The sequence below is a fragment of the Mesorhizobium sp. M0088 genome (assembly GCF_040322895.1).
Lineage (GTDB): Bacteria > Pseudomonadota > Alphaproteobacteria > Rhizobiales > Rhizobiaceae > Mesorhizobium.
Map to the genome: position 1 here is coordinate 102,453 of NZ_JAMYUI010000017.1, position 25,702 is coordinate 128,154.

At 63.8% G+C, this 25,702-nt stretch carries 27 protein-coding genes; 11 read left to right on the top strand and 16 right to left on the bottom strand.

Annotated features, from left to right (window positions below; all coding sequences use genetic code 11):
• Positions 1–6: 6 nt before the first annotated feature.
• The 4 genes from NKJ67_RS21200 to NKJ67_RS21215 are packed head-to-tail and all read right to left on the bottom strand — an operon-like array spanning position 7 to position 2,218.
• Positions 7–513 carry a GNAT family N-acetyltransferase gene (locus NKJ67_RS21200; RefSeq protein ID WP_127271002.1) on the bottom strand — a complete coding sequence of 169 codons (507 nt, stop codon included), beginning with the start codon at positions 511–513 and terminating at the stop codon, positions 7–9.
• On the bottom strand, positions 510–1,463 hold the full coding sequence (fmt, locus tag NKJ67_RS21205; protein ID WP_127271004.1) for a methionyl-tRNA formyltransferase: 954 nt from the start codon (positions 1,461–1,463) through the stop codon (positions 510–512). The genes NKJ67_RS21200 and fmt overlap by 4 nt, the downstream gene beginning before the upstream one ends.
• 45 nt (positions 1,464–1,508) lie before the next feature.
• Positions 1,509–1,934: a type II toxin-antitoxin system VapC family toxin gene (locus tag NKJ67_RS21210; protein WP_127383449.1), complete on the bottom strand. Its 426-nt coding sequence runs from the start codon at positions 1,932–1,934 to the stop codon at positions 1,509–1,511.
• Entirely contained in the window at positions 1,931–2,218 is a 288-nt protein-coding gene (locus NKJ67_RS21215) for a plasmid stabilization protein (protein WP_127328141.1), read from the bottom strand. The genes NKJ67_RS21210 and NKJ67_RS21215 overlap by 4 nt, the downstream gene beginning before the upstream one ends.
• A gap of 152 nt (positions 2,219–2,370) precedes the next feature.
• Between NKJ67_RS21215 and NKJ67_RS21220 the strand changes: the two genes are divergently transcribed.
• On the top strand, positions 2,371–2,637 hold the full coding sequence (locus tag NKJ67_RS21220) for a hypothetical protein (RefSeq protein WP_127396468.1): 267 nt from the start codon (positions 2,371–2,373) through the stop codon (positions 2,635–2,637).
• A gap of 3 nt (positions 2,638–2,640) precedes the next feature.
• Here NKJ67_RS21220 and def read toward each other — a convergent pair whose 3' ends face one another.
• Complete coding sequence (gene def, locus NKJ67_RS21225) at positions 2,641–3,171, bottom strand: peptide deformylase (protein WP_352582855.1); 531 nt, start codon at positions 3,169–3,171, stop codon at positions 2,641–2,643.
• Positions 3,172–3,274: 103 nt separating this feature from the next.
• Between def and NKJ67_RS21230 the strand changes: the two genes are divergently transcribed.
• Positions 3,275–4,546: a DNA recombination protein RmuC gene (locus NKJ67_RS21230; RefSeq protein WP_127269360.1), complete on the top strand. Its 1,272-nt coding sequence runs from the start codon at positions 3,275–3,277 to the stop codon at positions 4,544–4,546.
• Between the two features lie 19 nt (positions 4,547–4,565).
• Here the strand turns inward: NKJ67_RS21230 and NKJ67_RS21235 are convergent, their stop codons facing one another.
• The 3 genes from NKJ67_RS21235 to NKJ67_RS21245 form a co-directional block, all read right to left on the bottom strand.
• A complete protein-coding gene (locus NKJ67_RS21235; protein ID WP_023810754.1) occupies positions 4,566–4,970 on the bottom strand; it encodes a GFA family protein in 405 nt (134 codons plus the stop codon).
• A 61-nt stretch (positions 4,971–5,031) separates the two neighbouring features.
• Positions 5,032–5,997, bottom strand: a complete 966-nt coding sequence (locus tag NKJ67_RS21240) for a cation diffusion facilitator family transporter (protein ID WP_352582857.1) — start codon at positions 5,995–5,997, stop codon at positions 5,032–5,034.
• Between the two features lie 144 nt (positions 5,998–6,141).
• A complete protein-coding gene (locus tag NKJ67_RS21245) occupies positions 6,142–6,951 on the bottom strand; it encodes a transglutaminase-like domain-containing protein (RefSeq protein ID WP_352582859.1) in 810 nt (269 codons plus the stop codon).
• A 210-nt stretch (positions 6,952–7,161) separates the two neighbouring features.
• On the opposite strand from NKJ67_RS21245, the gene NKJ67_RS21250 reads away from it, so the two are divergent.
• Both NKJ67_RS21250 and sugE read left to right on the top strand, forming a co-directional pair.
• Entirely contained in the window at positions 7,162–7,287 is a 126-nt protein-coding gene (locus NKJ67_RS21250; protein ID WP_013528464.1) for a hypothetical protein, read from the top strand.
• A gap of 206 nt (positions 7,288–7,493) precedes the next feature.
• Positions 7,494–7,808, top strand: coding sequence for a quaternary ammonium compound efflux SMR transporter SugE (gene sugE / locus NKJ67_RS21255; RefSeq protein WP_013528463.1), 315 nt, complete (start codon positions 7,494–7,496; stop codon positions 7,806–7,808).
• A gap of 131 nt (positions 7,809–7,939) precedes the next feature.
• Here sugE and NKJ67_RS21260 read toward each other — a convergent pair whose 3' ends face one another.
• Positions 7,940–8,368 carry a DUF6481 family protein gene (locus tag NKJ67_RS21260; protein WP_023761392.1) on the bottom strand — a complete coding sequence of 143 codons (429 nt, stop codon included), beginning with the start codon at positions 8,366–8,368 and terminating at the stop codon, positions 7,940–7,942.
• Positions 8,369–8,668: 300 nt separating this feature from the next.
• Between NKJ67_RS21260 and NKJ67_RS21265 the strand changes: the two genes are divergently transcribed.
• From NKJ67_RS21265 to NKJ67_RS21275, 3 genes are all read left to right on the top strand, one after another.
• Positions 8,669–9,727 (top strand): LLM class flavin-dependent oxidoreductase, encoded by a 1,059-nt coding sequence (locus NKJ67_RS21265; protein ID WP_292337483.1) that lies wholly within the window; start codon positions 8,669–8,671, stop codon positions 9,725–9,727.
• A 252-nt stretch (positions 9,728–9,979) separates the two neighbouring features.
• Complete coding sequence (locus NKJ67_RS21270; RefSeq protein ID WP_352582861.1) at positions 9,980–11,149, top strand: AI-2E family transporter; 1,170 nt, start codon at positions 9,980–9,982, stop codon at positions 11,147–11,149.
• A gap of 68 nt (positions 11,150–11,217) precedes the next feature.
• Complete coding sequence (locus tag NKJ67_RS21275) at positions 11,218–12,219, top strand: LLM class flavin-dependent oxidoreductase (protein ID WP_127328151.1); 1,002 nt, start codon at positions 11,218–11,220, stop codon at positions 12,217–12,219.
• A 32-nt stretch (positions 12,220–12,251) separates the two neighbouring features.
• Here the strand turns inward: NKJ67_RS21275 and NKJ67_RS21280 are convergent, their stop codons facing one another.
• The gene (locus NKJ67_RS21280) at positions 12,252–13,271 is read right to left on the bottom strand and encodes a LacI family DNA-binding transcriptional regulator (protein ID WP_127267670.1); all 1,020 of its coding nucleotides are present in this window, start codon (positions 13,269–13,271) and stop codon (positions 12,252–12,254) included.
• A 220-nt stretch (positions 13,272–13,491) separates the two neighbouring features.
• Between NKJ67_RS21280 and NKJ67_RS21285 the strand changes: the two genes are divergently transcribed.
• Genes NKJ67_RS21285 through NKJ67_RS21295 form a run of 3 tightly spaced genes read left to right on the top strand, consistent with a single transcriptional unit; the run spans position 13,492 to position 17,353 of the window.
• On the top strand, positions 13,492–15,075 hold the full coding sequence (locus NKJ67_RS21285; protein WP_352582864.1) for a sugar ABC transporter ATP-binding protein: 1,584 nt from the start codon (positions 13,492–13,494) through the stop codon (positions 15,073–15,075).
• Positions 15,072–16,388: an ABC transporter permease gene (locus NKJ67_RS21290; protein ID WP_352582866.1), complete on the top strand. Its 1,317-nt coding sequence runs from the start codon at positions 15,072–15,074 to the stop codon at positions 16,386–16,388. The genes NKJ67_RS21285 and NKJ67_RS21290 overlap by 4 nt, the downstream gene beginning before the upstream one ends.
• Positions 16,385–17,353: a substrate-binding domain-containing protein gene (locus NKJ67_RS21295; protein ID WP_127267673.1), complete on the top strand. Its 969-nt coding sequence runs from the start codon at positions 16,385–16,387 to the stop codon at positions 17,351–17,353. Before NKJ67_RS21290 ends, NKJ67_RS21295 begins: the two co-directional genes overlap by 4 nt.
• Before the next feature lie 40 nt (positions 17,354–17,393).
• On the opposite strand, the gene NKJ67_RS21300 is transcribed toward NKJ67_RS21295, so the two are convergent.
• From NKJ67_RS21300 to NKJ67_RS21325, 6 genes are read right to left on the bottom strand one after another with little or no spacing between them, the layout of a single operon-like run.
• Positions 17,394–17,855: a MarR family winged helix-turn-helix transcriptional regulator gene (locus NKJ67_RS21300; protein ID WP_127271007.1), complete on the bottom strand. Its 462-nt coding sequence runs from the start codon at positions 17,853–17,855 to the stop codon at positions 17,394–17,396.
• The gene (locus tag NKJ67_RS21305) at positions 17,852–18,436 is read right to left on the bottom strand and encodes an amino acid synthesis family protein (protein ID WP_292660879.1); all 585 of its coding nucleotides are present in this window, start codon (positions 18,434–18,436) and stop codon (positions 17,852–17,854) included. Before NKJ67_RS21305 ends, NKJ67_RS21300 begins: the two co-directional genes overlap by 4 nt.
• A complete protein-coding gene (locus NKJ67_RS21310) occupies positions 18,429–19,313 on the bottom strand; it encodes a UPF0280 family protein (protein ID WP_352582869.1) in 885 nt (294 codons plus the stop codon). The genes NKJ67_RS21305 and NKJ67_RS21310 overlap by 8 nt, the downstream gene beginning before the upstream one ends.
• Positions 19,313–20,854, bottom strand: a complete 1,542-nt coding sequence (locus NKJ67_RS21315; protein ID WP_352582871.1) for a 6-hydroxynicotinate reductase — start codon at positions 20,852–20,854, stop codon at positions 19,313–19,315. The genes NKJ67_RS21310 and NKJ67_RS21315 overlap by 1 nt, the downstream gene beginning before the upstream one ends.
• Positions 20,851–23,844, bottom strand: coding sequence for a molybdopterin-dependent oxidoreductase (locus NKJ67_RS21320; RefSeq protein WP_352582873.1), 2,994 nt, complete (start codon positions 23,842–23,844; stop codon positions 20,851–20,853). The genes NKJ67_RS21315 and NKJ67_RS21320 overlap by 4 nt, the downstream gene beginning before the upstream one ends.
• Complete coding sequence (locus NKJ67_RS21325; RefSeq protein WP_127267040.1) at positions 23,841–24,695, bottom strand: FAD binding domain-containing protein; 855 nt, start codon at positions 24,693–24,695, stop codon at positions 23,841–23,843. Before NKJ67_RS21325 ends, NKJ67_RS21320 begins: the two co-directional genes overlap by 4 nt.
• 244 nt (positions 24,696–24,939) lie before the next feature.
• Between NKJ67_RS21325 and pncA the strand changes: the two genes are divergently transcribed.
• Complete coding sequence (gene pncA / locus NKJ67_RS21330) at positions 24,940–25,554, top strand: bifunctional nicotinamidase/pyrazinamidase (RefSeq protein WP_127267041.1); 615 nt, start codon at positions 24,940–24,942, stop codon at positions 25,552–25,554.
• The last annotated feature ends 148 nt before the right edge of the window (positions 25,555–25,702 follow it).

The window sequence follows — 25,702 nt, forward strand, 5'->3', positions numbered from 1 at the left end:
TCTCGCCTACGCGGCGAGAGCGGTGAAGGCGGAGGCGTAGACCAGCGTGCCGGCCTCAGGCGCGTCGCCCCAAGCCAGCGCCTGCAGCGCTTCGCCCTGGTATTCGCTTTCGAAGTTCTCGGCACGCGTGTGGCTATATCCGAAACGCCCGTAATAGATGGGGTCGCCGAGCACCACAGCCAGCGTTTCGCCGGCATCCCTGAGGCGGATATGCGCCTCGCGGATCAGCGCGCCGCCGATGCCGCTGCCATGGAACGAGGGCTCCACCGCCAGCGGTGCCAGCGCCACGGCCGCGAAAGTCTTGCCGCCATTCTGGACGAACAGCCGCGAAAACAGGATGTGGCCGACCACCTGGCCGTCCTCTTCCGCCACCAGTTCGGCAACAGCGTCGCCGCCGGTCACCAGCGCGTCGACCAGACCGGCCTCCGCCTGCTGGCCGAAAGCGTGTTCCTCGACGAGGCGGATGGCCTCGCGATCCCGCGGCGTTGCCGCGCGTATCGACATCATGCTCATGAGAATTTCAGTCCTTTTTCGATCTTGGCCCCGCGCAGGAACTCCGACGCGGCAGCGGGCTTTCCGCCCGCGCGTTGAACTTCGACCAGCCTGATCGCGCCTGCCCCACAGGCGACCGTCAGCCGGTCATCGAGAATTCCTCCCGACTCGCCCAACTCTTCCCAAAGCGACAGGCCTTGCGACAGCGTCGAGCGAAGCAGTTTCAGCCGCTCCTGACGGCCGCCAATTCCTATCTCCGACCACGCGCCGGGAAAGGGCGACAGGCCGCGAATATGATTGTGGACCTCACTTGCTGAGCGAGTCCAGTCCACGCGAGTCTCGGATTTATCGATTTTCTTGGCGTAGGTCACCCCATCCACAGCTTGTGTGGTGAATGTCAGGGTATTCCTTTCCAGTCGCGCCAGCGCTTCCACCATCAAGGCAGCACCGACACTCATCAACCGATCATGCAGATCGCCGGCTGTCATATCGGGTTCGATGGCGCATTTTTCAACCAGCCCGACCGGGCCGGTGTCCAGCCCCTCTTCCATGCGCATCACCATCATGCCGCTTTCCAGGTCGCCGGCCATGATGGCGCGCTGGATCGGCGCGGCACCGCGCCAGCGCGGCAGAAGCGACGCATGGCCGTTGATGCAGCCGAGCCGGGTCGCCTCGAGAACCGCCTTCGGCAGCAGCAAGCCATAGGCGACGACCACGGCGACATCGGCCTGCAAGGCACGGAAAGCGGCCTGCTCGGCCTCGCCCTTGAGCGAAACCGGCGCCCGGACTTCAATGCCCAGCCGCTCCGCCTCGCGCTGTACCGGCGACGGCGTCAGCTCCAGCCCGCGTCGTCCTGCGGCGCGCGGCGGCTGGGTATAGACGGCTGATATCTCATGGCCAGCCTCGGCGATCGCGCGCAAAGTCGGCACCGAAAACTCCGGCGTGCCCATGAAGATGACGCGAAGGGGCATTTTTTCTTCTGGTATCCTGTCTTCTTGCTCGCACCGTGTGCCGGCTCAGGCGTCCGCTTCAAACGGGTTTACGCGCTTCAGGTCAAGCTCGTCGAAGTCGCGAACGTTGCGCGTGGCAAGCGTCGCATCATGGGCGAGGCAGATCGCGGCAATCATGGCGTCGGAAAGACTGATCGGACGGCCAATTCTTTCCCGCGTCGCCCGCAGCTTGCCGGCAAGTCGGGGGATCGAACCGGAAAATTCCACGATACGGCCGGCGAACTGCTGCGAAATCAGCTGATCGAGCACGCGAATATAACGGTCTGATCCCGTCTTGTTCAAAAACCGTTCGGCCCCGAAAGACTGCTCCATGATGACTGGCCCACACATGTAGAGTGCGAGAAGATCCTGTTTGCGGAACCAGGCGGAGACATTCAAGTCGGGCGCCGGTTTGCTGGCTTCGGAAACAACATTGGTATCGAGGATGATCACTCGAAATCCTCAACTGGATGGCCGAAGTCGCGTTTTCCGTCCGCTTCGATTTGGTCCATTATCTCGGAAAATTCATCGCCTATTGCATTTTCAGCAGCGAACGCCGAACGAATGGCATCCCACGCGGAAAGTCCCGGCTCCGGTTTGGCTTCTTTCTCCGCGACCATGCCTTTACGCAAGAGATCGATCGCCTTGCCCGACAGACTTTGGCCGCCCTTGCGCGCCGCGTGTTCGATTTCGCGCTTCAAGGGTTCGGGAATATCTCTGATCAACATATCGCCCATGGATGCCTCCAAGATTTGATATCACTGATATCACCCCCGGAGTCATTGATCAACAAGAGTTCCGCCCCTTCACCCAGCCACTCAAAACGGTCCATTAAGTCTACACCAACTGTTCAGGCGTATGCTTCGCGGATCTGTCCTGGGAGCTTCATATGCAGCGCGCTCAAAATCCCTTGGGGAAACGCAGGAAGCCAATAGCTGAATACAAATCGGTCGAAGAACGATACGAGAAAGGCGAATTGTCGAGGCGAAGAGAGAGCAATTTCGCCATTTATAACACCCTGCTAATGATGGTGTTAGCCGTGGTTGTCTCTCTGGTGCTGATCATCTCGCCAGAATCTCGCGCGCTTGCATTAGAGATCGGTGCAAAAGCGTTCGAGCTTGGCAGGGATTGGGTTTTGCGTGGCGTGCTCGAATGATCCCTATCCCGCCAGCTTGCCCGGCGCCTTGTCCCTGGCGAGCTTCTTGAATTTCTTCACCACCATGTCGCGCTTCAGCTTCGAGATGTGGTCGATAAACAGGACGCCATTGAGGTGGTCGATCTCATGCTGCAGGCAGGTCGCCATCAGGCCTTCGGCCTCCATCTCCTGCAATTTGCCGTCGCGGTCGAGATACTTGACCCGCACGGCGGCCGGGCGTTCGACCTCGGCGTAATAATCCGGGATCGACAGGCAGCCCTCCTCGTAGACGGAGCGCGCGTCGGCGCTCTCCAGGATTTCCGGATTGATGAAGACATGCGGCGCCGGCGTCTCGTCTTCCTTGGCCAGATCGATCACCAGCAAGCGCAGCGGCTCGCCGATCTGGATCGCCGCCAAGCCGATGCCCGGCGCGTCATACATGGTCGCCAGCATGTCGTCGGCTAATTTGCGCAACGGCGCGTCGACACGCTCCACGGGCTTGGAAACCTGGCGCAGGATGGGGTCGGGAAGGATGATGAGCGGCTTGATCGGCATGGCGTTCCACCTAAGACCTCCAGCGAAAAGCGTCAACCGGTCGGCATCAGGCTCGTTCACGTTTTGATCTGTGCTATCGTGGCGAATCGTCTATGCTGTCCACATGAATGATTTGAGCACCATCCTTTCGGAGCCTGTCGCCCGGCTCGGCGCCACAACCGTCACGCTCGGCCATGCGCTGGCGTTCGGCGCTTTGCTGTTTCTGGCCCTGTTCGTGGCGCTGGTCATCGCGTTGTGGCGGTCGGCGAAGGCGCGCGCCGTGGCGGCTGCCGAAGCCGCCGATCATGCCCGCGACGCGGAAGTGCGGATGGCCGGAATTCTGCAAAGCCAGGCCGAAATGCAGGGTCGCATGGGCGCCATTGCGGAAGTGTTCGGCGCACGGCAGGCGGAGCTGACGCAATCGATCGGCCAGCGCCTCGACGCCATGACCGGCCGGCTCGGCCAGACCATGACCGAGCAGACCAAATCCACGCATGAGAGCCTGGCCAAATTGCAGGAGCGGCTGGCCATCATCGATGTCGCGCAGGGCAACATCCAGTCGCTCGCCGGCCAAGTGGTGCAGCTGCAGGCGATCCTCTCCAATAAGCAGACGCGCGGTGCTTTCGGTCAGTCTCGCATGGAGGCGATCGTTGCCGACGGCCTGCCCCATGGCGCCTATGAATTCCAGGCGACGCTGTCGAACGGCAGCCGTCCTGACTGCCTGGTGAAGATGCCGAACGGCGCACCGTCGCTGGCCATCGACGCCAAGTTTCCGCTCGAAGCCTGGAATGCCATCCGCGCCGCCGACGGCGCCGACCTGCAGAAGGCCGCCTCGCAGGCCTTCCGCCGCGACATCGAGATCCATGTCCGCGATATCTCGGAAAAATACCTGATCCAGGGCGAGACGCAGGACACCGCCTTCATGTTCGTGCCCTCGGAATCGGTATTCGCCGAGATCCACGAGAATTTCGAGGCGATCGTCCACAAGGCGCACCGTGCCCGAATCGTCATCGTCTCGCCGTCGCTGCTGATGCTGTCGATCCAGGTCATCCAGGCGATCCTCAAGGATGCCCGCATGCGCGAACAGGCGCATCTGATCCAGGGCGAGGTCATTCGGCTGATGGAGGATGTCGCGCGCGTCGATGAGCGGGTGCGCAAGCTGCAGGTCCATTTCGGCCAGTCGGCCAAGGACATCGACGACATCCTGGTTTCGACGTCGAAGGTCACCAAGCGCGGCCAGAAGATCGAAGCGCTGGAGTTCGGCGCACAGCCCGACGGCGATGCCGCCGCGGACGCAGCGTCACGGGCTCCCGCCGCGAAGGTCGATACTGGCGCACGCGTTGCCGATTCGAAAACCGGGCAGCTCAGGCTGAGGGTCGTCGAAGGCGACGATTGAGGCGCGGCGCCGGACGGCGCTACTGCTCTTCCTTGGTCGTCATACCCGGGAATTCCGGCAACCAGGGCAGCGCCGAGCGGTGCCAGCTTTGCCGTCTCGGGACTAACTGTTCACGTTGTCGCGCCGTGCCGACCCGGATGCCATAAACCTTCGGCCCGTCGCCAACCGATGTCGCGTAGAGATGCGAGCCGCACTCGCCGCAAAAGCCCTGCGCGCGCTTGTCGCCGCTCGATCCTGTCTTGATATAGACCTTTGGCGCACCCTTGGTGATCCGGTAGTGGCCTTCCGGCGCGCCCACGGTCACGCGAAAAGCCGTTCCGGTCAGTTGTTGGCAATCGGTGCAGTGGCAGATTCCGGTGTTCTCCGGGTCGACCTCCGCCTCGTAGGTGATGGCGCCGCAGTGGCAGCCGCCGTCGATCTTCATCTTCGTTCCTCCTGAATCCCGGTAATCTAGCGGGTCAAGGCAGCCAGGCAATGGCGCGGCGCTAGTCCAGAGCCGGATCGGATGCGGTGTCGATCAGCTTGCGCCGCTTCTCCCAGGTGCCTGCCGTCTGTGGCTTGACGAACAGCCGTGTGATCTCCGGCATCTCCTTCTTCAGCTGCGCCTCCAGGCGCTCGACGCAAGCTTCGATCTCGGGCGCAGTCAAATGGTCCTCGAACTCGATGCTCAGCCCGGCGACGATCTCTGCCGGCCCCATATGGACGGTCAGGACGCCGTTCGCCCGCTGCACCGCCGGATCCTGCTGGGCGATCGCCAGCACCTTCATCTGCACCTCGGGCGATGCCGGCTCGCCGATCAGCAGTCCCTTGCTTTCGCGGGCCAGGAAGATCGCCGTCGCGCCCAGGATCAGCCCAATGCCGATCGAGGCGGCGCCGTCGAGTTCCGGCATCTCTAGAACTTCCGCCGCCAGGATGCCGGCGAACGCGACGATCAGGCCGAGAAGTGCTGCACTGTCCTCGAACAGCACGGTGTAGACGCTCGGATCCTTGCTCGACTGCACCGCCCGCAGCCAGCCCTGCTTGCCCTTCTGCTGGCGGAACTCCTTCAGCGCCACCCACCACGAACTGCCTTCGAAAAGGAAGGAAAGGCCGAGCACGATGTAGGTCACCTCGGCGTTGGCGACCGGCTCCGGCGCCATCATATGGATCACGCCTTCGTAGAACGACACGCCGGCGCCCAGCGCGAAGACGAGGAGCGCGACGATGAAGCTCCAGAAGTAGAGTTCGCGGCCGTGACCGAGCGGATGCGTGCGATCGGCCGGGCGGGCGGCGCGGTGCATGCCGTAGAGCAGCAGGCCGCCATTGCCGGTATCGACCAGCGAATGCACGCCCTCCGACAGCATCGCCGAACTGCCGGTAAAGGCGGCGGCGGCGAACTTGGTCAGCGCGATGGCGAAATTGCCGGCGAGCGCCGCGTAGATCACCTTTTTTGAGCCGCCGTGTCCGGCCATGGTGCTGTCCCCATTCGATGCACACCCAGTCTAATGGTCAGATGGAAGAAGCTCCACAGCCATCACAACGTGTGAACCGCTGGCTCGTTCAAAAACGGCGGTCGTTAAAGAGGTCTGTCGTTAGAGACTCGTAGGCAGAAACGACTACTCGACGATCTCGCTGGTCCACACCTTGAAGCCGGCAAGCGCTCCCGGGCCGAATATATGGGTCAGCGGCACGTCGGCGGCGTCGCGGCCGGAGGCGATCAGGATGCGGCCGATGCGCGGTGCATTGTTGCGCGGGTCGAAGACATGCCAGCGGCCGCCGAGATAGACTTCCATCCAGGCGCAGAAATCCATGCTCGCCCACGGCTTCGGCATGCCGATGTCGCTGATGTAGCCGGTGCAATAGCGCGTTGGTATGTTGAGCGCCCGGCAGAAGGTGACCGCGAGATGCGCGTAGTCTCGGCACACGCCGCTCTGTTCGCGATAAGCTTCCGCGGCGGTGCGTGTCGGCCGAGCATTGCCGTAGTTGAAGACGATGTGGTTGTGGACGAAGTCGCAGACCGCCTGCACGCGCGGAATGCCCAGCGGCGTGTTGCCGAACAGCCGCCACGCTTCATCAGCCAGAAGGTCGCTTTCGCAAAAACGGCTGGGCAGCAGGAACAGCAGCGTGTCCGCCGGCAGGTCGCGAACCTCGTGCTGCCAGGCCATCAGGTCGCCCATCTCGAAAGTGCCGGGATCGCGGATCACCGCGTCGGTGCCGAAGGTGAAACGCCCGGGCGGCGCGACGAACCGGTTGCACCAATTGCCGAAACTGTCGCGATAGCTTTCGATCGGCACCGGCGGGTTGGAAATCAGGAAATCCGGCCGCTCGAGATCGGAGGCACGCGAATAATGCACATTCAGCATCGCGATGAGCGGCGTTTCCTGGGGAAAGTCGAAGCTCATCTCGCAGCCGATGTGGATTCGCATTGTCGTCCTGACGGCCTGCCTGACGATCACCCGGCGAAGCTCGGGTCGATGCTGCAGTGCGAAAATGACCATCGCACGGACCGTCATGGTTTACGAGCAAATTAGAAACCGGTTGAAAGCGATCCGGCGACGCCGGCAACGGTCGCTAACCCCTTGCGGTCGGGCGGTTCTCTTGTTTCACTTGGCGTCCCACATCAGGAGGTACGAATCATGGCTAAAGGTGCGATGAAGGCAGGCAAGGAAGCCCGCAAGCCGAAGAAGGACGCCAAGAAGCCCGCTCCGGCTCCCGCGCTGAAGGCGCCGCCGGTCAAGGCGATGAAGCTCAAGGACAAGTAGGTCCGGCGATCCACTTCGCAATAAGATTACGGCCGGCGATACTGTTGCCGGCCGCTGTTGATCGAGCGCTCGAAATTCCTATATTGGCGTGGCGGGGACGACCTCGCGCCTCCCCAAAATCCGGACGGGACGACCCGCCATTGTTTGACTGATCGTCGGACGCCGAAAATCGCTTTTCGGTCCGATGCTCTGATGGAGCGTTGTCGATGTCGTGGATTCTTCTCTTTTTCGCCGGCCTGTTCGAGATCGGCTGGGCAATCGGCCTCAAATACACAGATGGCTTCTCGAAACTGGTGCCGACCGTGCTGACCGTTGCCTCTATGGTCGTCAGCCTCACTCTGCTCGGCCTGGCGCTGAAGGCGCTGCCCGTTGGCACCGCCTATGCGGTGTGGACCGGCATCGGCACCGTCGGTACGGCACTGCTCGGCATCTGGCTGCTCGGCGAACCAGCCACCGCGATCAGGCTGGCCTGCATCGCGCTCATTGTCTGCGGCATCATGGGGCTGAAGTTCGCCGCCTGACGGTCTTTTGGTTTGCGCATGTCATCCTCCCAGAACCGGGACCAATATTTGGGCGACATGGGACAAACACCTTCAGGGCCGCTGTGAGGCGACCCTGATTGTCGAAGCTGGCTGCTTCGGTAATCCTGAGGCTAGCGGGCGGAGAAGCCCGGCGGCGTCCTGCCGGTGCGCTGCTTGCGTGCCGCATAACGCGCGTCACGCTTGGCCTTGCGTTCGGCTTCGTCGGCCAGAAAACGGGCGATGCGCTCGTTCTCTTCGGATTCCCGAATCTTGGCCTCAGCCTGTGCAGCTTCCTCGGCGGCGATACGTGCCGCTTCGGCTGCTGCCTCGCGCTCGGCCTTCTCGACCGCTTCGCGTGCCAGCTTCTCCTGCTTCAGCCGAGCCTTTTCAGCTTCGCGGATTTCGCGGGCCGCAAGGATCGCCTTGCGTTCAGCCTGCCGCGCCAGCACAGCGGGATCATCCGCCGCCGGCTTTGCCTTGAAGCGCTCGAGGAGCGCCTTCTTTGCCTCGTTTGCGGCATTGCGCCGCTCGAAAACGTCTTTTTCCCTGTAGATAGCCAAGTCCACTTCCCTGAAGTCAATTCGCGACGCTTACATACGCGCGAAAACCGAGAGTTCAAGCGCCAAAACGGCATGGCAGCCATGAAATTGTCGGCTGTTGCACTCGGGAGACGCCTTTGGAGCAATTTCAGGGAAGTGTGAAACGGTTTTCCCGGGAAAAGCGCGCAGCGCTTTCCCTTGGGAATTGCGACGAAGAGATTGAACCGAAAACGACATGCACTGTTCACCGTCGCGCCTCTGGCGGCGAGGTTGGCGGATGGCTACGTCTAGCGGCAAATTCCAACACCAGGATGACATTAGATGGAACTCGGTCTCTACACCTTCGCCGACGTCAGCCCGCAGCCGGGCCCCGGCGCCATCGGCCCGCATGAGCGGCTGCGCAACCTGATCGAGGAGGTCGAGCTGGCCGATCAGGTAGGCCTCGACGTCTTCGGCCTCGGCGAGCATCACCGGCCCGACTATGCCGCCTCCGCACCGGTCGTGGCCCTGGCCGCGGCCGCCGAGCGCTCGAAGCGCATCAAGCTGACCAGTGCCGTCACCGTTCTGTCTTCCGATGACCCGGTGCGCGTGTTCCAGCAGTTCGCAACGCTCGACCTTCTGTCGGGCGGCCGCGCCGAGATCATGGCCGGACGCGGCTCGTTCATCGAATCCTTCCCGCTGTTCGGTTACAACCTCGAGGACTATGACGAGCTGTTCGCCGAAAAGCTCGATCTGCTACTTGCCATCCGCGACAGCGTGAAGGTCACCTGGTCCGGCAATCTGCGCGCGCCGATCAACGATCGCGGCGTTTATCCCCGGCCCTTCCAGGACAGGCTACCGGTCTGGATCGCCATTGGCGGCACGCCGCAGTCTGCCGCCCGCGCGGGTGCGCTCGGCCTGCCGCTGGCGCTCGCCATCATCGGCGGCGAGCCGGCGCGCTTCGCGCCGCTGTTCGATCTCTATCGCGAAGCCGCCAAGCGCGCCGGCAGCGACCCGAGGGGCCTTGCCACCAGCATCAACGTGCACGGCTTCATCGCCGAGACGACCGAGCAGGCGGCCGACGATTTTTACGGCCCGCAGGCGGAGGTGATGAACCGCATCGGCCGCGAGCGCGGCTGGGGTCCGACATCCCAAGCGCATTTCGACCAGTCGCGCGGCCCGAACGGCGCGTTGTTCGTCGGCGGTCCCGAGCAAGTGGCTGAGAAGATCGTCGCCCAGCACAAGATCTTCGGCAATGACCGCTTCCTGCTGCAAATGGCGATCGGCACCATGCCGCATGCCAAGATCATGAAGGCGATCGAACTCTACGGCACCAGGGTGGCGCCGATCGTGCGCAAGGAAACAGCCAGGGCTGCCACAGCCGTCACCGCACCAGCCTGACGGAAATGTCGGCTGCTGGCTGCTACCATTGAGAAGGGCCGGATTTTTCGTTCTCGTCGCCACGACATTCGGAAGAAGCCAAATCTTTCTTCCAACTCCGTGAGTGCAGGCCTGGATGCTGCGGCGCGCTCTGATTTCCGGACCCGTGCAAACGGGCCTCATTCCGGAAGCCGGCTCATGGAACCTGCGCCCATAACTCTGCGTTCATGCAAGCAATAGCCGATCGCCGAGGGCGCCGGCTCGAGGGTGAGCATGAAAACCGAACCCGCTGCCTTGGGCCGCGCCATCGCCGACGAGTCGGATTCGCGCGTTGCGGCCCGCGCCGACACGCATCTGATGCGCTCGCTGCTCGTCGGCATTTTCCTGTTCATGGCCATCTATGCGCTCTACTTCGCTCGCGCTTTCTTCATGCCGGTCATTCTGGCTTTCCTGCTGGCGCTGACGCTGACGCCGATCGTTAGGCTCCTGCGCAGGCACGGCATCTCCGAAGTGGTTTCGGCGACCCTTCTGGTGCTGTTGTCGATCTGCATCTTTGCCAGCGTAGGCTACCTCCTCAGCGGACCGATCATCGACCTCATCAACAACACCTCTTCGATAGGCCAGCAACTTGCCGAACGGCTGGCGCAATTGCGCCGCCCACTCGAGAAGATCATGCAGATTTCGCATCAGATCGAACAGCTGACCCAGACGTCGCAGGAGCCGGGCATCCAGAGGGTGGCGATGGCGCAGTCCGGCATCCTGTCGGCGGCCGCCAGCAACATCCTGTCGGCCGGAACAGGCCTGACTATCATTTTCGTGCTGTCGCTGTTCCTGCTCGCCTCCGGCACGATGTTTTATGAAAAGATCATCCAGTCCTTCGCCAGCCTCAGCGAAAAGAAACGGGCGCTGCGCGTCGTCTATGACGTCGAGCGCGAAATCTCGCACTATCTGCTCACCGTCTCCATCATCAATGCCGGCCTCGGCACGGTCATCGCTCTCGGTTTGTGGGCGCTCGGCATGCCCAACCCGCTGGTCTGGGGAGCCGCCGCGGCGTTGCTCAACTTCTTGCCCTATGTCGGAGCGCTGATCACCATCGTGCTTGTCACGGTCATGGCGTTGATCAGCTTCGATACCATCTTCTACGCGCTTCTGGCGCCGGCCTTCGTGATCTTGTGCGACATCGTCGAAGGCCAGTTCGTGACGCCGATGGTGGTCGGCCGGCGTCTGGAGATCAACGCCGTGGCAATCTTGATCGCCATCGCCTTCTGGTCATGGTTGTGGGGCTTCGTCGGCGCCCTGATGGCGGTGCCGCTGCTGGTCGTCATCAAGGTATTCTGCGATCATTTCGACGGGCTCAGCCATGTCGGCAATTTTCTCGCCGCGCAGCACGCGGTTGTCGTCGAGGAGGACGACATCGCCGACCCCGAAGCTATCAAAGGCTGATCAATATTTTTGAATTTGCGGCGCCGCCGGATGCTTCCTACATGCGGTCCTGACACAGGATCCCATCCATGACCGCTCTTTCCGTTCTCGACCTGTCGCCGATCGTCGAAGGCAGCGATGCCTCGCAGTCGCTGGCCAACTCGCTCGATCTTGCCCGCCATGCCGAGCGCCTGGGCTACAAGCGTTTCTGGCTGGCCGAGCATCACAACATGCCGGGTATCGCCAGCGCGGCCACAGCCGTCGTCATTGCCCATGTCGCCGGCGGTACCAAGACCATTCGCGTCGGCGCCGGCGGCATCATGCTGCCCAACCATTCGCCGCTGGTGATTGCCGAGCAGTTCGGCACGCTGGCCGCCTTGCATCCGGGCCGCATCGATCTCGGCATCGGCCGGGCGCCCGGCACCGACATGGGCACCGCCCGTGCCTTGCGCCGCAATCTCGAGGCCGGGGTCGACAATTTCCCTCAGGATGTCGTCGAGCTGATGGGCTATTTCCAGCCGGCCGAGGAAGGCCAGCGAATTCGCGCCGTGCCCGGCGAAGGCCAGAACGTGCCGGTCTGGATCCTCGGCTCCAGCCTCTACGGCGCGCAGCTCGCCGCCATGCTCGGCCTGCCCTACGCCTTCGCTTCGCATTTCGCGCCGGCGGAGCTGGATCACGCGCTGGATGTCTACCGCTCGCGCTTCCAGCCGTCCGAGCAGCTCGACAAGCCGCATGTCATGCTTGGCCTCAATGTCTTCGCCGCGCCCACCGATGCGGAGGCCCGTTTGTTGTTCACCTCGCTGCAACAGGCTTTCGTCAATCTGCGCACCGGTCGGGCCGGCCGGCTGCCGCCACCTGTCGAGAACTATGACCGCGATCTCGATCCGATGGCAAAGACAATGCTCGGCCAGGCATTGTCCTGCGCCGTCGTCGGCTCTCCGGAAACGGTGCGGCAAGGCCTCGATGCCTTCGTGCGCCGCACCGGTGCCGACGAGCTGATGGTCACCGCGCAGATTTTTGATCATGCGGCACGGGTGCGGTCGTTCGAGATCCTGGCCGACGCGCACAAATCCCTGTCGCAGGCGGCCTGACAAATCCTGGTACGACTTACGCCGGGGGAAGGCTACGCGCTCACGCTCTGCGCAATCGCGCCGAGCGGACGGCATGAATTGCGGATCATCAGCCGGCCCTTGAGCAAAAGCTTGCGCGGCGGCGCGTCCCTGTTGCCGGCGAGACGGTCGAGAAGCAGATTGGCCGCCTGTTCGCCGATCGCCTGCACCGGCTGGGCCACCGTGGTCAACTGCGGCTGGAACACGTCGGACCATGGAAAGTCGTCGAAGCAGGCGACCGAAATGTCTTCCGGGCAGGACAGGCCGATGTCGCGGATCGCCTTCATGGTGCCGATCACCATCGGATTGTTGGCCGAGAAGATCGCGCTTGGCCGATCATGCGAGGAAAGCATCTGCATGGTTTCGTTATAGCCGTCGATCTCGTGGAAATTGCCGAAGCGGATCAACTCCTCGGCGATCGGCAGGCCGGCGGCGTGAAGCGCCTCGCGATATCCCGCCATGCGGTCATGCATCGGCGAGATGTCCGAGGTGCCGGTGATGTAACCGATGCGCCGGTGGCCGAGATTGATCAGATAGGTGATGGCGTCGAACACCGCGCGCTGGTTGTCCAGCACCACGGCATCGGTGTCGATGCCTTTGCAGATACGATCGAGCAGCACGACCGGCACGTTGGCGTCGTCGACGATCCGCTTGAGGATCGCGCCGTCGCCGACGCGCGCCACGATCAGCCCGTCGACCATGCGGTCGAGCAGCAGCCTGATCTGGTCGTCCTGGGTGTTCAAATCCTCGTCCGTGCAGCACAGCATGACGGCATAGCCGGCCCGGTCGAAGGCCTGCTGGATGACCGAGACGACATCGGTGAAGAACGGGTTGGTGATGTGCGGCACGGTCAGTCCGATGGTGCGGGTCGTGCCCATCTTCAGGCTGCGGGCGATCGCGTTGCGCTTGTAGCCGATATCGCGGATTGCCTGCTCGATGCGCTGGCTAAGCTCCGGGCTGACCGTCGCCGTGCCATTGATCAGCGCCGAAACGGTGGCGACAGAAACACGCGCCGCTTCAGCCACATGAAGCATGGTGGGCGCGGTGGATTTGCGGTGTCTTTTTTGCCCTGACGCTGTCATTTTCGAAACGTTTCGCCACTCTTGCTGGCCAATACGTACGGAATCCTGTCCTTTTTAGCAAGAATCGAATTGCACCAAACGTCCGGCACCTTATATCGGCTTGACATGATCGAAACGTTTAGATTAGCGTTTGCGGGAAGTTGACGACGACGGAAGGGAGGCCGCCATTGTCATGCAAGAGAGCAATTGCCAGTCCCCGGAGCACGGTGCGGCCGATCGGTCGCACATCGTTCTGAGTGCCGAGCGCATTTCCAAGAGCTTCGGCGGCATCGCCGCGCTTGTCGATGTCGGCTTTGAGCTGCGTCGCGGCGAGGTTCATGCCTTGATGGGCGAGAACGGCGCCGGCAAGTCGACGCTGATGAAAATCCTCTCCGGCGTCTATACCGGTTATGACGGCACGGTGAGCGTCGATGGCCGCCCCACCAGCTTCGCCGGCGTGCGCGACGCCGAGGATGCCGGCATCGCCATCATTCATCAGGAGCTCAACCTGGTGCCCGAGCTCAGCGTCGCCGACAACATCTTCCTCGGCCGCGAGAAGCTGATCGCCGGGCTGATCGTCGACCGCAAGGCGAGCAGCCGCGCGGCAGGTGCTTTGTTGCAGCGGCTCGGCATCGAACTCGATCCGCAAGCCCGCGTCGGCGCCCTGCGTGTCGGCGAGCAGCAACTGGTCGAGATCGCCAAGGCTCTGTCGATGTCGGCACGCATCCTGATCATGGACGAGCCGACCTCGGCGCTTTCGCCGGCCGAATGCCAGCGGCTGTTCCGCATCATCCGCCAGCTTGCCGACAGCGGCGTCGCCATCGTCTACATCTCGCACCGCATCGACGAGGTCATGCATCTGGCCGGCCGCGTCACCGTGTTTCGCGACGGCCGCCATGTGCTGACCGAGCCGATGGCCAGGCTCGACGAAGATACGATCATTTCGGCGATGGTCGGCCGCAACCTGCTCGCTTCCTCCGAGGAAGAGCGCAACACCAGCGGCATGACCGTGCTTTCGGTCGAAAACCTGTCGCTGTCGAAGCCCGATGCGCATGGTTGGCGCACGGTGATCGACGGCGTCGGCTTCGATCTTGCCGCCGGAGAAATCCTCGGCATTGGCGGGCTGCTGGGTTCGGGCCGCACCGAGATCCTGGAAGCGATCTTCGGCTCGAGCAATGGCCGCACCGGCGGCGAAATCCGTATCGACGGCCATCCCGTGAATATCCGCTCGCCCCGCGATGCAAGGCGGCTGGGCATTGCGCTGGTGACCGAGGACCGCAAGACGCAAGGCCTGCATCTGCAGGCTTCGATCGCGGACAATGTCGCGCTGCCGCTGGTCGGCTCGCTGGCCCGCTTCGGCATCCGCTCGCTGGCCGGCGAGCAGGGGCTGGCGCGGCAGGCGGTCAAGGCCCTCGGCATCCGCTGCCGGGACATCGACCAGCCCGCCGGGACGCTGTCGGGCGGCAACCAGCAGAAAGTTGTCATCGGCAAATGGCTGGCGACGAAGCCGAGGGTGCTGTTGCTCGACGAGCCGACGCGCGGCATCGATGTCGGCGCCAAACGCGAGATCTACGACCTGATCTTCAAGCTGGCGCGCGACGGCCTCGCCATCGCCGTCATCAGCTCCGAACTGCCGGAGCTGCTGCACCTCTCCGACCGCATCCTGGTGATGGCCGATGGCCGCCAGACAGGCATTCTTTCCCGCGACGCGGCCAGTGAGGAGGCCATCATGCGCCTCGCCGCCCCGCGCCGGACCATATCGAGACCAGCCGCATGACCGTTTTGAAACTCCTGTCCCGGACCAAGCTCTATTGGGGCCTGATCGCCATCTTCCTGATCTGTGTCCTGGGCTCGCCGATGAGCTCGAAGGGCAACAACATCTTCCTCTCCTACGGCAATCTGCTCGATGTGCTGCGCCAGGTGTCGACCACCGGCCTGATCGCCACTGGCATGACGGCTGTCATCATCACCGGCGGCATCGATCTCTCCGTCGGCTCGCTAATGGCCATCTGCTCGGTGGTCTGCGCCATGCTGCTGACGGTTCCAGGCGTGACGCCGGGCGTCGTGCTGGGCGTGCCAACCGTCGCCCTGGTGGCGCTTTGCCTCGGTTTCGTCGTCACCCGTTTCATTTTCCAGAACCTGGCAAAATCCCGTGCCGGCGCCGACCTCCTCCGTGAGATCAAGCTGGACGGGATTCGCGGCCTGGTCACGCCCGCCGTCGTCGGCGTGGTCCTGTGCTGCCTGTCGCTGTGGTTTCTGCTGCCGCAGATCGAGCCGAAATTCGGTGTGCTCGGCGTGCTGCTGGTGGCGCCGTGCGTTGGTTTGCTGTTCGGCGCGCTCAACGGCTTCATCATCGTTGCCGGGCGCCTGCAGCCCTTCATCGTCACCCTGGCGATGATGGTGACGGCGCTCGGCATCGCACGGCTGACCGCCGGCCAGAACAATGCGGTGCTGCCGGTCTATACCGGCTCCAACGCGACCGCCGATTTCGAGATCCTGCGTTCGCTGGTGTTCGGCATCATCCCGATGCCGGGCCTGTTCTTCCTCAGCGCCATCCTGATCTATGGCGCGGTGCTGCGCTTCACGCCGTTCGGCCGCTATGTCTATGCCATCGGCGGCAACGAGGAGGCGGCGCGCCTCTCCGGCATCGCCGCCGGCCGCGTCAAGATCGCAACCTATGCCGTCTCGGGGCTGCTCGCCGGCATCGCCGCCGTGCTCTATGTCGCACAGTACCGGCAAGGCAAGCCGGATGCCGGCGCCGGGCTGGAGCTCGACGCCATCGCCGCCGTGGTCATCGGCGGCACCAGCCTGATGGGCGGGCGCGGCAGCCTCACCGGCACGTTCTGCGGCGTGCTGATCTTCGGTCTGCTCTCCAACATCCTGCAGCTCCACAACATCAATTCGAACCTTCAGCTGGTGCTGAAGGGGATGATCATCATCGGCACCGTGCTCGTGCAGGAGCGCAATGCCGGTGATCTCCTGGCCTATCTGCGCCTGCCCGGCGGGCAATCGGCGCACAAGGAAACGGCCGCGGCAAAGCGGCCGTCGCAAGAGACACCGTCTCTCAATCTCGGAGGAAACAAAAAATGAAACGACGTGACATGCTGAAGCTTGCTGCAGTGACCGCGGCACTGCTGACCACCACCGCGCTTCTGACCACCGGCAATGCCTTCGCCCAGGACAAGAAGTGGAAGATCGGCTTCTCGCAGGTGACGACCATCGAGCCCTGGCGCGCGCAGTTCAACAAGGACATTCTGGCCGAAGCCGCCAAGCATCCCGAGGTCGAACTGATCATCACCGACGGCGAGGACAAGACCGAAAAGCAGGTCGCCGATGTCGAGAACCTGATCCGCCAGGAAGTCGATGCGCTGTTGGTGTCACCGAAGGAATCGGCCGGCCTGACCGGCGTCGTGCAGCAGGCGATCGATGCCAAGATCCCGGTCTTCGTGCTCGACCGCAATGTCGAGACCAAGGACTACACGCAGTTCGTCGGTGGCGACAACGCGCTGATCGGCCGCGCGGCCGGCGAATATGCCGTCGAACTGCTTGGCGGCAAGGGCAAGGCTGCAGGCAACGTCGTCGAGATCTGGGGCGGCATGGGCACCCAGCCGGCGCATGACCGCCACGACGGCTTCCACGAATTCACCGACAAGGAGCCGGGCATCAAATATCTGCTCGACCAGCAATCGGGCGACTGGAAGCAGGATCAGGCCTACAATCTGATGGCCAACGCGCTGAAGAGCAACGAGAAGATCGATCTCGTTTACGGACACAACGATCCGATGGCCTACGGCGCCTATCTCGCCGCCAAGGATGTCGGCCGCGAGAAGGACATCAAGTTCATTGGTATCGACGGCCTGCCCAACGAAGGCGTGCAGATGGTCAACAAGGGCGAGCTGACGGCAACCTTCACCTATGTCACTCCCGGTGCCGAAGGCCTGCGCCAGGCGATCAAGTTCCTCAACGGCGAGAAGGTCGAAAAGACCATCACTCTGCCGACCGAGAAGATCACCAAGGAAAACGCCGCCCAGGTGCTGAAGGACAACGGCCTCTGAGCCAAGCTTCCTGCCGGGTGCCTTTTTGGCGCCCGGCGGTCTAAGCCAGCTTCACCAGCAGCTTCATGAAGGTGGCGATCTCCTTGGCGGAGAGCGGTGCCAGCGTCTCCTGGGTGATCTCGCGCGCCAGCGGGATCAGGCGGTCGATGGCATCACGGCCTGCCGCGGTCAGGTTGACCAGCAGCCGTCTCTTGTCGACCTCGTGCCTGGAAAGCTCGACCAGGCCGCGCGCCTTCAGCCGGTCGATGACGCCCTTCACCGTCGCCGCATCCATCGCGATCAGCGTGCCGAGCTGGTTCTGCGAGGTCTCGCCGACGTCACGCAGCTTGGCCAACGCCGCGAATTGCGGCGGCGTCAGATCGCCGATATGCGCGGCAAATATCGCCACATGGCGCTGATGCGCCTTGCGCAGGATGAAGCCGACCTGCTCCTGCAGCAGGTAATCCTGGTCGTCCGGCGCCTCGACCTCGACCAGCTTGAGCAGATTGTCCTCGCCGCTCACCGCAAGCCATCCCAGGCTTTGATGTCATCGGCCGCGAGACCACCCATGCGATCGTGGATGCGCGGGCCACAGGTCATGGCGAGGCAGAACAGGATCTCCTCGGGGCGCGGACCATCGCTGATGCCGACTTCCATGGCGTCGAAATGGCTGCGCACATAGGCGGCGTTGATGTGGCCGAGCGGTACATCGAGCTTTGAACCGAACGCGCCGACCTTTTTGGCCGACGGCACGATCGCCTTGGCGTCGCCGAGCCGTTCGCGCATGGCGTAGCCGCCGGGCACATGCCACAGCGCACCGTGCTCCAACTCGCCCGCCGTGCCGACAATGGCGCCCTTGCCGTAGCCGTCGATCTGCTTGACGTCGCCGCCGAGCGCCGCGATCAGCCGGTCGGCGAGCAACAGGCCGAGCGGCTTCAGATCGTCCATGGCGCTCTGCAAGTCTTCGACATAGCGCCCGGCGAACGGGTTTTTCACCAGGGCCATGGCGGCGGCGCGGCGGCGCGGCACCTGGGCCACCGGCCCGCCCTCGTGAAAAATCTCTTCGGTCAGCACCGCGATTTTGCGGATCGAAAACTCAGGCATGGGCAACTTCCTCCCTCGAACTTTTGTTGGGCGCTGCAAGCGCGACCGAGCCACTGATGCGGATCTCACCGCCAAGAAACAGCGCCGATGCGGCAATCAGGCCGCGCCGGCGAAAATCTTCGGCGACGGCAAGGCCATTGTCCAGCGCCCGCGCCACTTCGCCAAGGCCAAGCGTGCCGACACCATGTGTCACCAGCCGCGCGCCGAGATCGCTGTCGGGCGACAGTTCGTGCGCGGGAATGCGCTTGATGGCTGGATTGCCGGGCAGGTCCACCGCGTTGGCAATGAGGGTCGCCGCCGCATCGGCCTCGGCGCCGGTCCGCGCGAGCACGGTGACGGCGTCGGCAATGCCAAGCGAGAAGGAGCGGCCGCGCCAGCCGCTGGTGGCAACGCCGCGAACGCCATCTTCCGCGCGGATCGTGATCCGGTCCGCCATGCCGTTACCGGTGCCGGCGACCGCCAATCCCATCGACTGTCCCCTGCCGATATGGATTGCGCAGTCGCCACCATTGTTGACATAGGCGCGATCGAGCTTGCGGCCGGCAAGCAATGCGGCGAGCATTTCGTCGGCTACCGATCCCGCGACGGCGGCCATCGGTGTTATGAAGCATTCCGCCAGGGGCATGACGGCTGCTTCCATGCGGCGCGCCGTCGGGCCGGCGAAGGTGCGCGGCGCCAGGAAAAACGCCGGTAGTCGCAATTCGGGGAGCTCCTCGACCAGCTCCATCAGGATCGTCTGGAACCGCGCTACCGCCTGTTCATACGCTCGGCGGCATTCATCCGCCTCACCAAAAACCTCGACGATCAGGTCGATCGGCCCGTGGTTGAGATGGAGCCGCTTGCCGTCCTGCAGCCAGTTGGCTTGCGGGCCTTGCATCACCCGGCCCCGTTCGAGCCGGCACGGCGTAGCTGCGCGAGTGGCGGCCATGGATTGGTGGCTTCGGCGCCTGTGCCGCGGCGCGGATTGAGGTACTCACCGCCTTTTGCGACAATATCCTCGACGCTGCGGATCTCGGCCTCGTACCCGCCGAGCCTGACATAGTCGTCGCGGCGCAGCGTGAACTCGATAGGCGCCACCAGCGCCGGCGTCGGCACATAGCCGAAGGCACCCTCAGGCACTCTGGTGACATCGACCATCAGCGTGATGCCGCCGCCCGGCCAGACATAGACCGGCGCGCCGCCGACCGTGACATAGGTGGTCAGGCCCTGAACCGAGCGGGTGAGATTGACCGGGTTTTCGGTGACGCCGGCCCGCAGCGAGCCGCCGGCGCCGCCGATGAACAGCACTGTGCACAAAGCTGGCTCGCAATTGTCCTCGATCAGCCCGACCGACTTCTGCAGCCGTTCGGGGAAAGGTTTTTGCACCGGTTTCAGTTCGTCGTCGAGTTCGTAATAGGCGAACTGTTCGCCGGTGGTCGACACCATCAGCAGCGACAGCCCCGGCCGCGCGCCTTTCTTGGCGTTCCACTCTCCGAGGATCGACAGCGGGTCTGAAATGCTGGTGCCGCCCCAGCCCAGCCCGGGTTCGGACACCTTGAAATAGCGGCCCGGCGTCGAACGGCGGCCGATTATTTTTATACCTGTATCCTGCCAGCCCAGCACCTTGCCGGCCTGATGCTCGGAAACAACGCCGGTGATGTGGTCGTCGACCACCACCACCTCGTCGACAAGGCCGCGCCATTGCGTGGCGAACATGCCGATGGTGGCCGAGCCGCAGCCGACGCGCATTCGGTGTTCCTGCTTGCCGTCGATGACAGGTGCTTTGCCGGCTTCGACTATGATGGTGGCGCCGCCGTCGATGGCCAGTTCCACTGGCTTGCGGTTGCACAGATTGAGCAGCGCGTCACAGGTGGCGCGTCCCTCGGCCTTGGAGCCGCCGGTCAGATGGTGCACACCGCCCAGCGACAGCATCTGCGAGCCATACTCGCCCGTCGTGACATGGCCGATCGCTTCGCCGGCTGCGCGGACTATTGCCGTCTCGGGACCGAGGTGACGGTCGGTATCGATCTTCACCTTGACGCCGCAATAGGAGAAGATGCCCTCGGTGACGACGGTGACGAGATCGACGCCTTCGACCTCCTGGCTGACGATGAAGGGGGCCGGCTTGTAGTCGGGATAGGTGGTGCCGGCGCCGATTGCGGTGACGAAGCGGCGGCCGGTGTTGACCAGTTCGCCATCCCATGCCTCGCCCTCGGCGACGAACGGCACGATCGCCGCGCCGGTCTCGGCCGCATGATCGAGGATGGTCAGCGGATCCATCCGCACGATCCTGCCGCCGACATTTCCGTAGCGGTCGCAGGCGCCGGTGCGCCCGTCAGCGATGTAGCACATCACCGGACAGGCATCGCAGCGGATCTTCTCCGCCACCAGCTTCTCGCCGGGATCATGGGTCTCGAAGCGTTCGGCAAGCTCGCTCATCGGCGTGCCTCCTTTTCGCGGATGCCATCTTTTTCGCGGATGCCAGCGCGGATACGCGTCGGCGTCGCCGGAATCTTGGTGACCAGCACGCCGGTGGCGTGGCGGATGGCGTTGAGGATCGCCGGCGCCGTCGGGATCAGCACGTGCTCGCCCAAACCCTTGGCACCAAAGGGTCCTTCCGGATCCGGAACTTCTATCAGGATGGTTTCGATCGGCGGCACGTCGCCAATGGTCGGGATGAGATAATCGTGCAAATTCTCGGTGCGGCCGGGGATATACTCTTCCATCAGCGCCATGCCGATGCCTTGCGCAATGCCGCCTTCGATCTGGCCCTCGGCCAGCAGCGGGTTGATCGCCTTGCCGACATCATGCACGGCGGTGATTTTCAGCAGCTTCACCGTGCCGAGCTTGAGGTCGACCTCCAATTCGGCGATCTGCGCGCCATAGCCGTAGACGGCGTAGGGTTTGCCCTGGCCCTTGGCGTCGAGGGGCAGCGTCGGCGGGTCGTAGGTCTCCTCGGCGCGAAAGACGAAGCCTTCGGCATCCACGTCCAATGTGGTGAGATCGATGCGGCGGGTGGCTTCTCCCTCGCGGATGACGATCGCCGAACCGTCCAGTTGCAGAGCGGCTTTTTCCGAAACATTGGCGAAGCGCAGGATCTTTTCGCGCAAGGCGCGGCCAGCCTTTTCGGCCGCCTTGCCGGTGACGAAGGTCTGGCGCGAGGCCGAGGTCTTGCCGGCGTCGGGGGTGATGGCTGTATCGGCGCTCTTCAACTGGAATTTCTCAAGCGGCAGGCCGAGCGCGTCGGCGCATATCTGGGCGATGACCGTGTTGGATCCCTGGCCGATATCGACGGCGCCCTGGTGCAGGATGACCGTGCCGTCAGCCGCGATGCCGACCCGGATGGTCGACGGGTTGGGCAGCGAGGTGTTGCCGCAGCCATACCAGCAGGACGCGACGCCAACGCCGCGCTTTCTATCCCTGCTGGCGCTGTTGAATGCATCCGCATCGGCAGTTGCCCGTACCCAATGCGGCTGCAGCGATTCGAGGCATTCGGCAATGCCGACGCCGGACTCCAGAAGCTGCCCGGTAACCGTTTCGGAACCGTTCCGAAGGCAGTTCTTCAAGCGAAAATCGAGCCGGTCCATGCCGAGCTTGCCAGCCAACTCGTCGTACAGCGTCTCCTGCATGATCGTCGCTTGCGGCACGCCGAAGCCGCGGAATGCGCCGGAGATCGGCCCATGCGTGTGGATGGCGCGGCCTTCGGCGCGGTAATTCGGCGTCGCATAGGGTCCGGAGGCGTGCACCGGCACGCGGTTGGCCACGGTAGGGCCCCAGCTTGCATAGGCGCCGGTGTTGAAGTCACCTTCGAAGATCATGCCGGTGACAATGCCGTCGGCATCGGCGCCGATGGTCGCTCTCATCTCGGCCGGATGGCGCTTGGTGGTCGAAATCATCGATTCGGTGCGGGTGTAGGCAAGTGCCGCCGGCCGCCCCGTCTTCATCGCCACCAGGCCGATCAGCGGCTGCAGCGAAACGTCGAGCTTGGACCCGAAACCGCCGCCGGTTGCGGTCGGCACGATGCGCACCTTGTCGACGGCTAGGCCGAGCACCTTCGCCGTCTCGTCGCGGTCCATATAGGGCGCCTGGGTGCAGGCGACGACGACCAGCGTGTCGCCGTCCAGATAGGCATAGCCGGCTTCCGGTTCGATATAGGCGTGCTCGACATAGGAGGTGTCGATGGCGCCAGAGACGGTGAAAGCCGCGCCGGCAAGCGCTGCTTCCGGATCGCCGCGTTCGACGAAGCCGGAGGTCAGCAAGTTTGCCGCCCTGTTTTCATGAATGAGCTTGGCACCGCCGGCGCGCGCTTCGCAGGATTGGAGAACATGCGGCAATTCGGTCCAGCGGATCGGAAAATCCGAGAGGTCGAGATCGAGCATCGCCTCACGCTCGCCGGCAACCAGCGCCACCGCCTCACCGCGGAGGCGGGCAAACCCCTCAGCCAGCGCCGGCTGGTCGGCGAACGGGCCGATGACGCCGAAACAGTTTTTTCCCGGAATGTCGGCTGCTGTGAAGACACCGGCTATGCCGGGATGCGCCTTCGTCCAGCCGTCGAGGTCGCCGAAGGCGAAGCTGGCGTGATAATGCGGCGAGCGGACCACCAGCACGGCCAGCGCATCGGCGGGGAAGGAATCGCCGCCGAATTTTTCACCGCCGGTGACTTTTGGCACGCCATCGAGTCTGACCGGTGAGGAGCCTACAGCATTGCCCGAGATTGGCATTCTACGATCGAGGCCGAGATCAAACGATTGGTGTTGGTGCTGCCCCTCGCCCTTACCCTCTCCCCGTGAAGAAAGGGGAGAGGGGGCCGCCAGCGCTGGAGCTTCTCCCTTCTCCCCGTCACTATACGGGGAGAAGGTGCCGGCAGGCGGATGAGGGGCAGCGCTGCCCGTTGATGGTTCGAACCGACCCGCATCCATCACCGCCGCGATGATCTTCCGGTAGCCGGTGCAGCGGCAGAGAATACCGCCCAGCGCATCCTGCACCTCGACTTCGGTCGCGTTGGGCTGCTTGTCCAGCAATGCCGTTGCCGCGACCAGCAGCGCCGGCGTGCAGATGCCGCACTGCGCAGCGCCATGGGCGAGGAAAGAGGCCTGCAACGCCGACAATCGGCTATCGGCAAGCCCTTCCACGGTCGTCACCGATGCGCCGGCGGCGGAAGCCGCCGACATCAGGCAGGCGCAGACCGGATCGCCGTCGACCAGCACCGTACAGGCGCCGCAGTCGCCGGCGTCGCAGCCGATCTTGGTGCCGGTCAACAGCAATTCATCGCGCAACACCAGGGACAGGCGGCGCAGGGGCGGCACATTGACCGAGACGGCGGTGCCATTGACCTCGAAGGCGATATCGGCGCGCGCAGCGCCGAAGCCTGGCTGGGCACTGCCCGGATCGGGCAGGGCTTCACGCGCGTCAGGCCAATTTTGGCTCATGCCGCCACCTCTTCGCCAGTCGTACGCCCCATAGCCGCGAGCACCGTGCGGGCAACAATCTCGCGCACCGCATCGAGCCGGTATTCGGCGCTGCCGCGCACATCGGCGATCGGCGACAGTTCTGCCATCGGCGCGGCCAGGACCGCGTCGGCGAGTCCGCCGTCCACCGGCAGACCGTGCAGCGCGGCTTCGACGCCGGCCAGCCGCTTGGCCACCACCGAACAGGAGCCGGCGGCGACCGCCGCTTGCCGGACAAGGCCATCCTGGACGACCAGACGCGCCGCCACCATGGCGATGGAAATGACGAGATAACGGCGCGCGCCGAGCTTGACGAAAGCCGACGTGCCGCTGGGCTTCGGCACGCGGATGGCCGTGACCATCTCACCGGGCAGCAGAGCGGTTCGGCGGTTGCCGAGAATGAAGTCCTGCAACGGCAGATGCCGCGTCGCGGCCACCGAGCGCAGCTCGACCTCGGCATCGAGGATGAGCAGGGCCGGCACGCCGTCTGCGGCAGGCGATGCGTTGCAGAGATTGCCGGCGACCGAGGCGACGTTCTGGATCTGCACCGAGCCAACCTCACGCGCCGCCTGTTTCAGCGCATCGAAGGCCGGCGGCAAGGGATGGCGGACGATGTCGGTCCAGGTCGTGCGCGCGCCGATGACGAAATGGTCGTGCGTCTCGGCAATGCCGCGCAGCGCCGCCAGGCCGTTAATGTCGAGAACATTGTCGCGGAACGGTTTGCTGCCCTGTGCCGGATAGAAATCGGTGCCGCCGGCAAGGATGCGCCAGGCGCCCTCGCCAAGCAAAGCGAGCGCTTCGTCGACCGAGGTGGGTTTCGCGTAACGGATCACGCTTTGCCTTCCAGAAGGAACTTTCCGAATCCGGTATTTCCGGCGTTCGAGCCGAGAAACTCATTCGTATGCAAATGATATCAAGCCCGCAGGATTTGTCAAAGCCCGAGTTTGCGGCGGCCCGGCCGGCACGCATTTGTTATGTCGCGAGAGGTTGACGCCGCCGGCCATCTGGTCAAGTTTCTGCGTCCGGTCGCGTCAGCGGCATTTTCCACTGGAGCCTGCATACGGAAGAGGAAAGCCCATGGCCGACGAGGCGCTTGTTGTCATCGACCTGCAGAACGACTTTTGTCCCGGCGGCGCGCTGGCGGTTGCCGGCGGCGATGAGATCGTGCCACTGGTCAACGACCTGATCCGGCGAACCGACCATGTCGTGCTGACGCAGGACTGGCATCCCGCCGGTCATTCCAGCTTTGCCTCCAGCCATCCGGGCGCGCAGCCTTTCACGATGATCGAAATGCCCTATGGTCAGCAGACGCTGTGGCCGGACCACTGCATCCAGGGCAGCCTGGGCTCGGATTTCCATTCCGGCCTGGCCTGGACCAAGGCCGAGCTCGTCATTCGCAAGGGATTTCGGTCTGATATCGACAGCTATTCGGCCTTCTTCGAGAACGACCGCACGACGCAGACCGGCCTTGCCGGCTACCTCCGGGAGCGCGGCATCGACACGCTGACCCTGGTCGGGCTGGCGACCGATTTCTGCGTCGGCTTTTCGGCGCTGGACGCCGTCAGCCAGGGCTTCAAAACCACAGTGCGGCTCGATGCCTGCCGCGGCATCGATCTCAACGGTTCGCTCGATGCCATGCTGCAGCGCCTGCGCGACGCCGGCGTGACGCTCGAAGACCCTTTGTCGGATTGAACGGCCGTTGGGCAAGCACCCCCTCACCCGGATTGCCAGCCGAATTGCGAAGGGCAATTCGGGGCAATCCGACCTCTCCCCGAGGGGAGAGGAGAAGGCGAGCGTCGGCGCCGAGTCTCTTCTCCCCTCGGGGAGAAGGTGGCCGCGT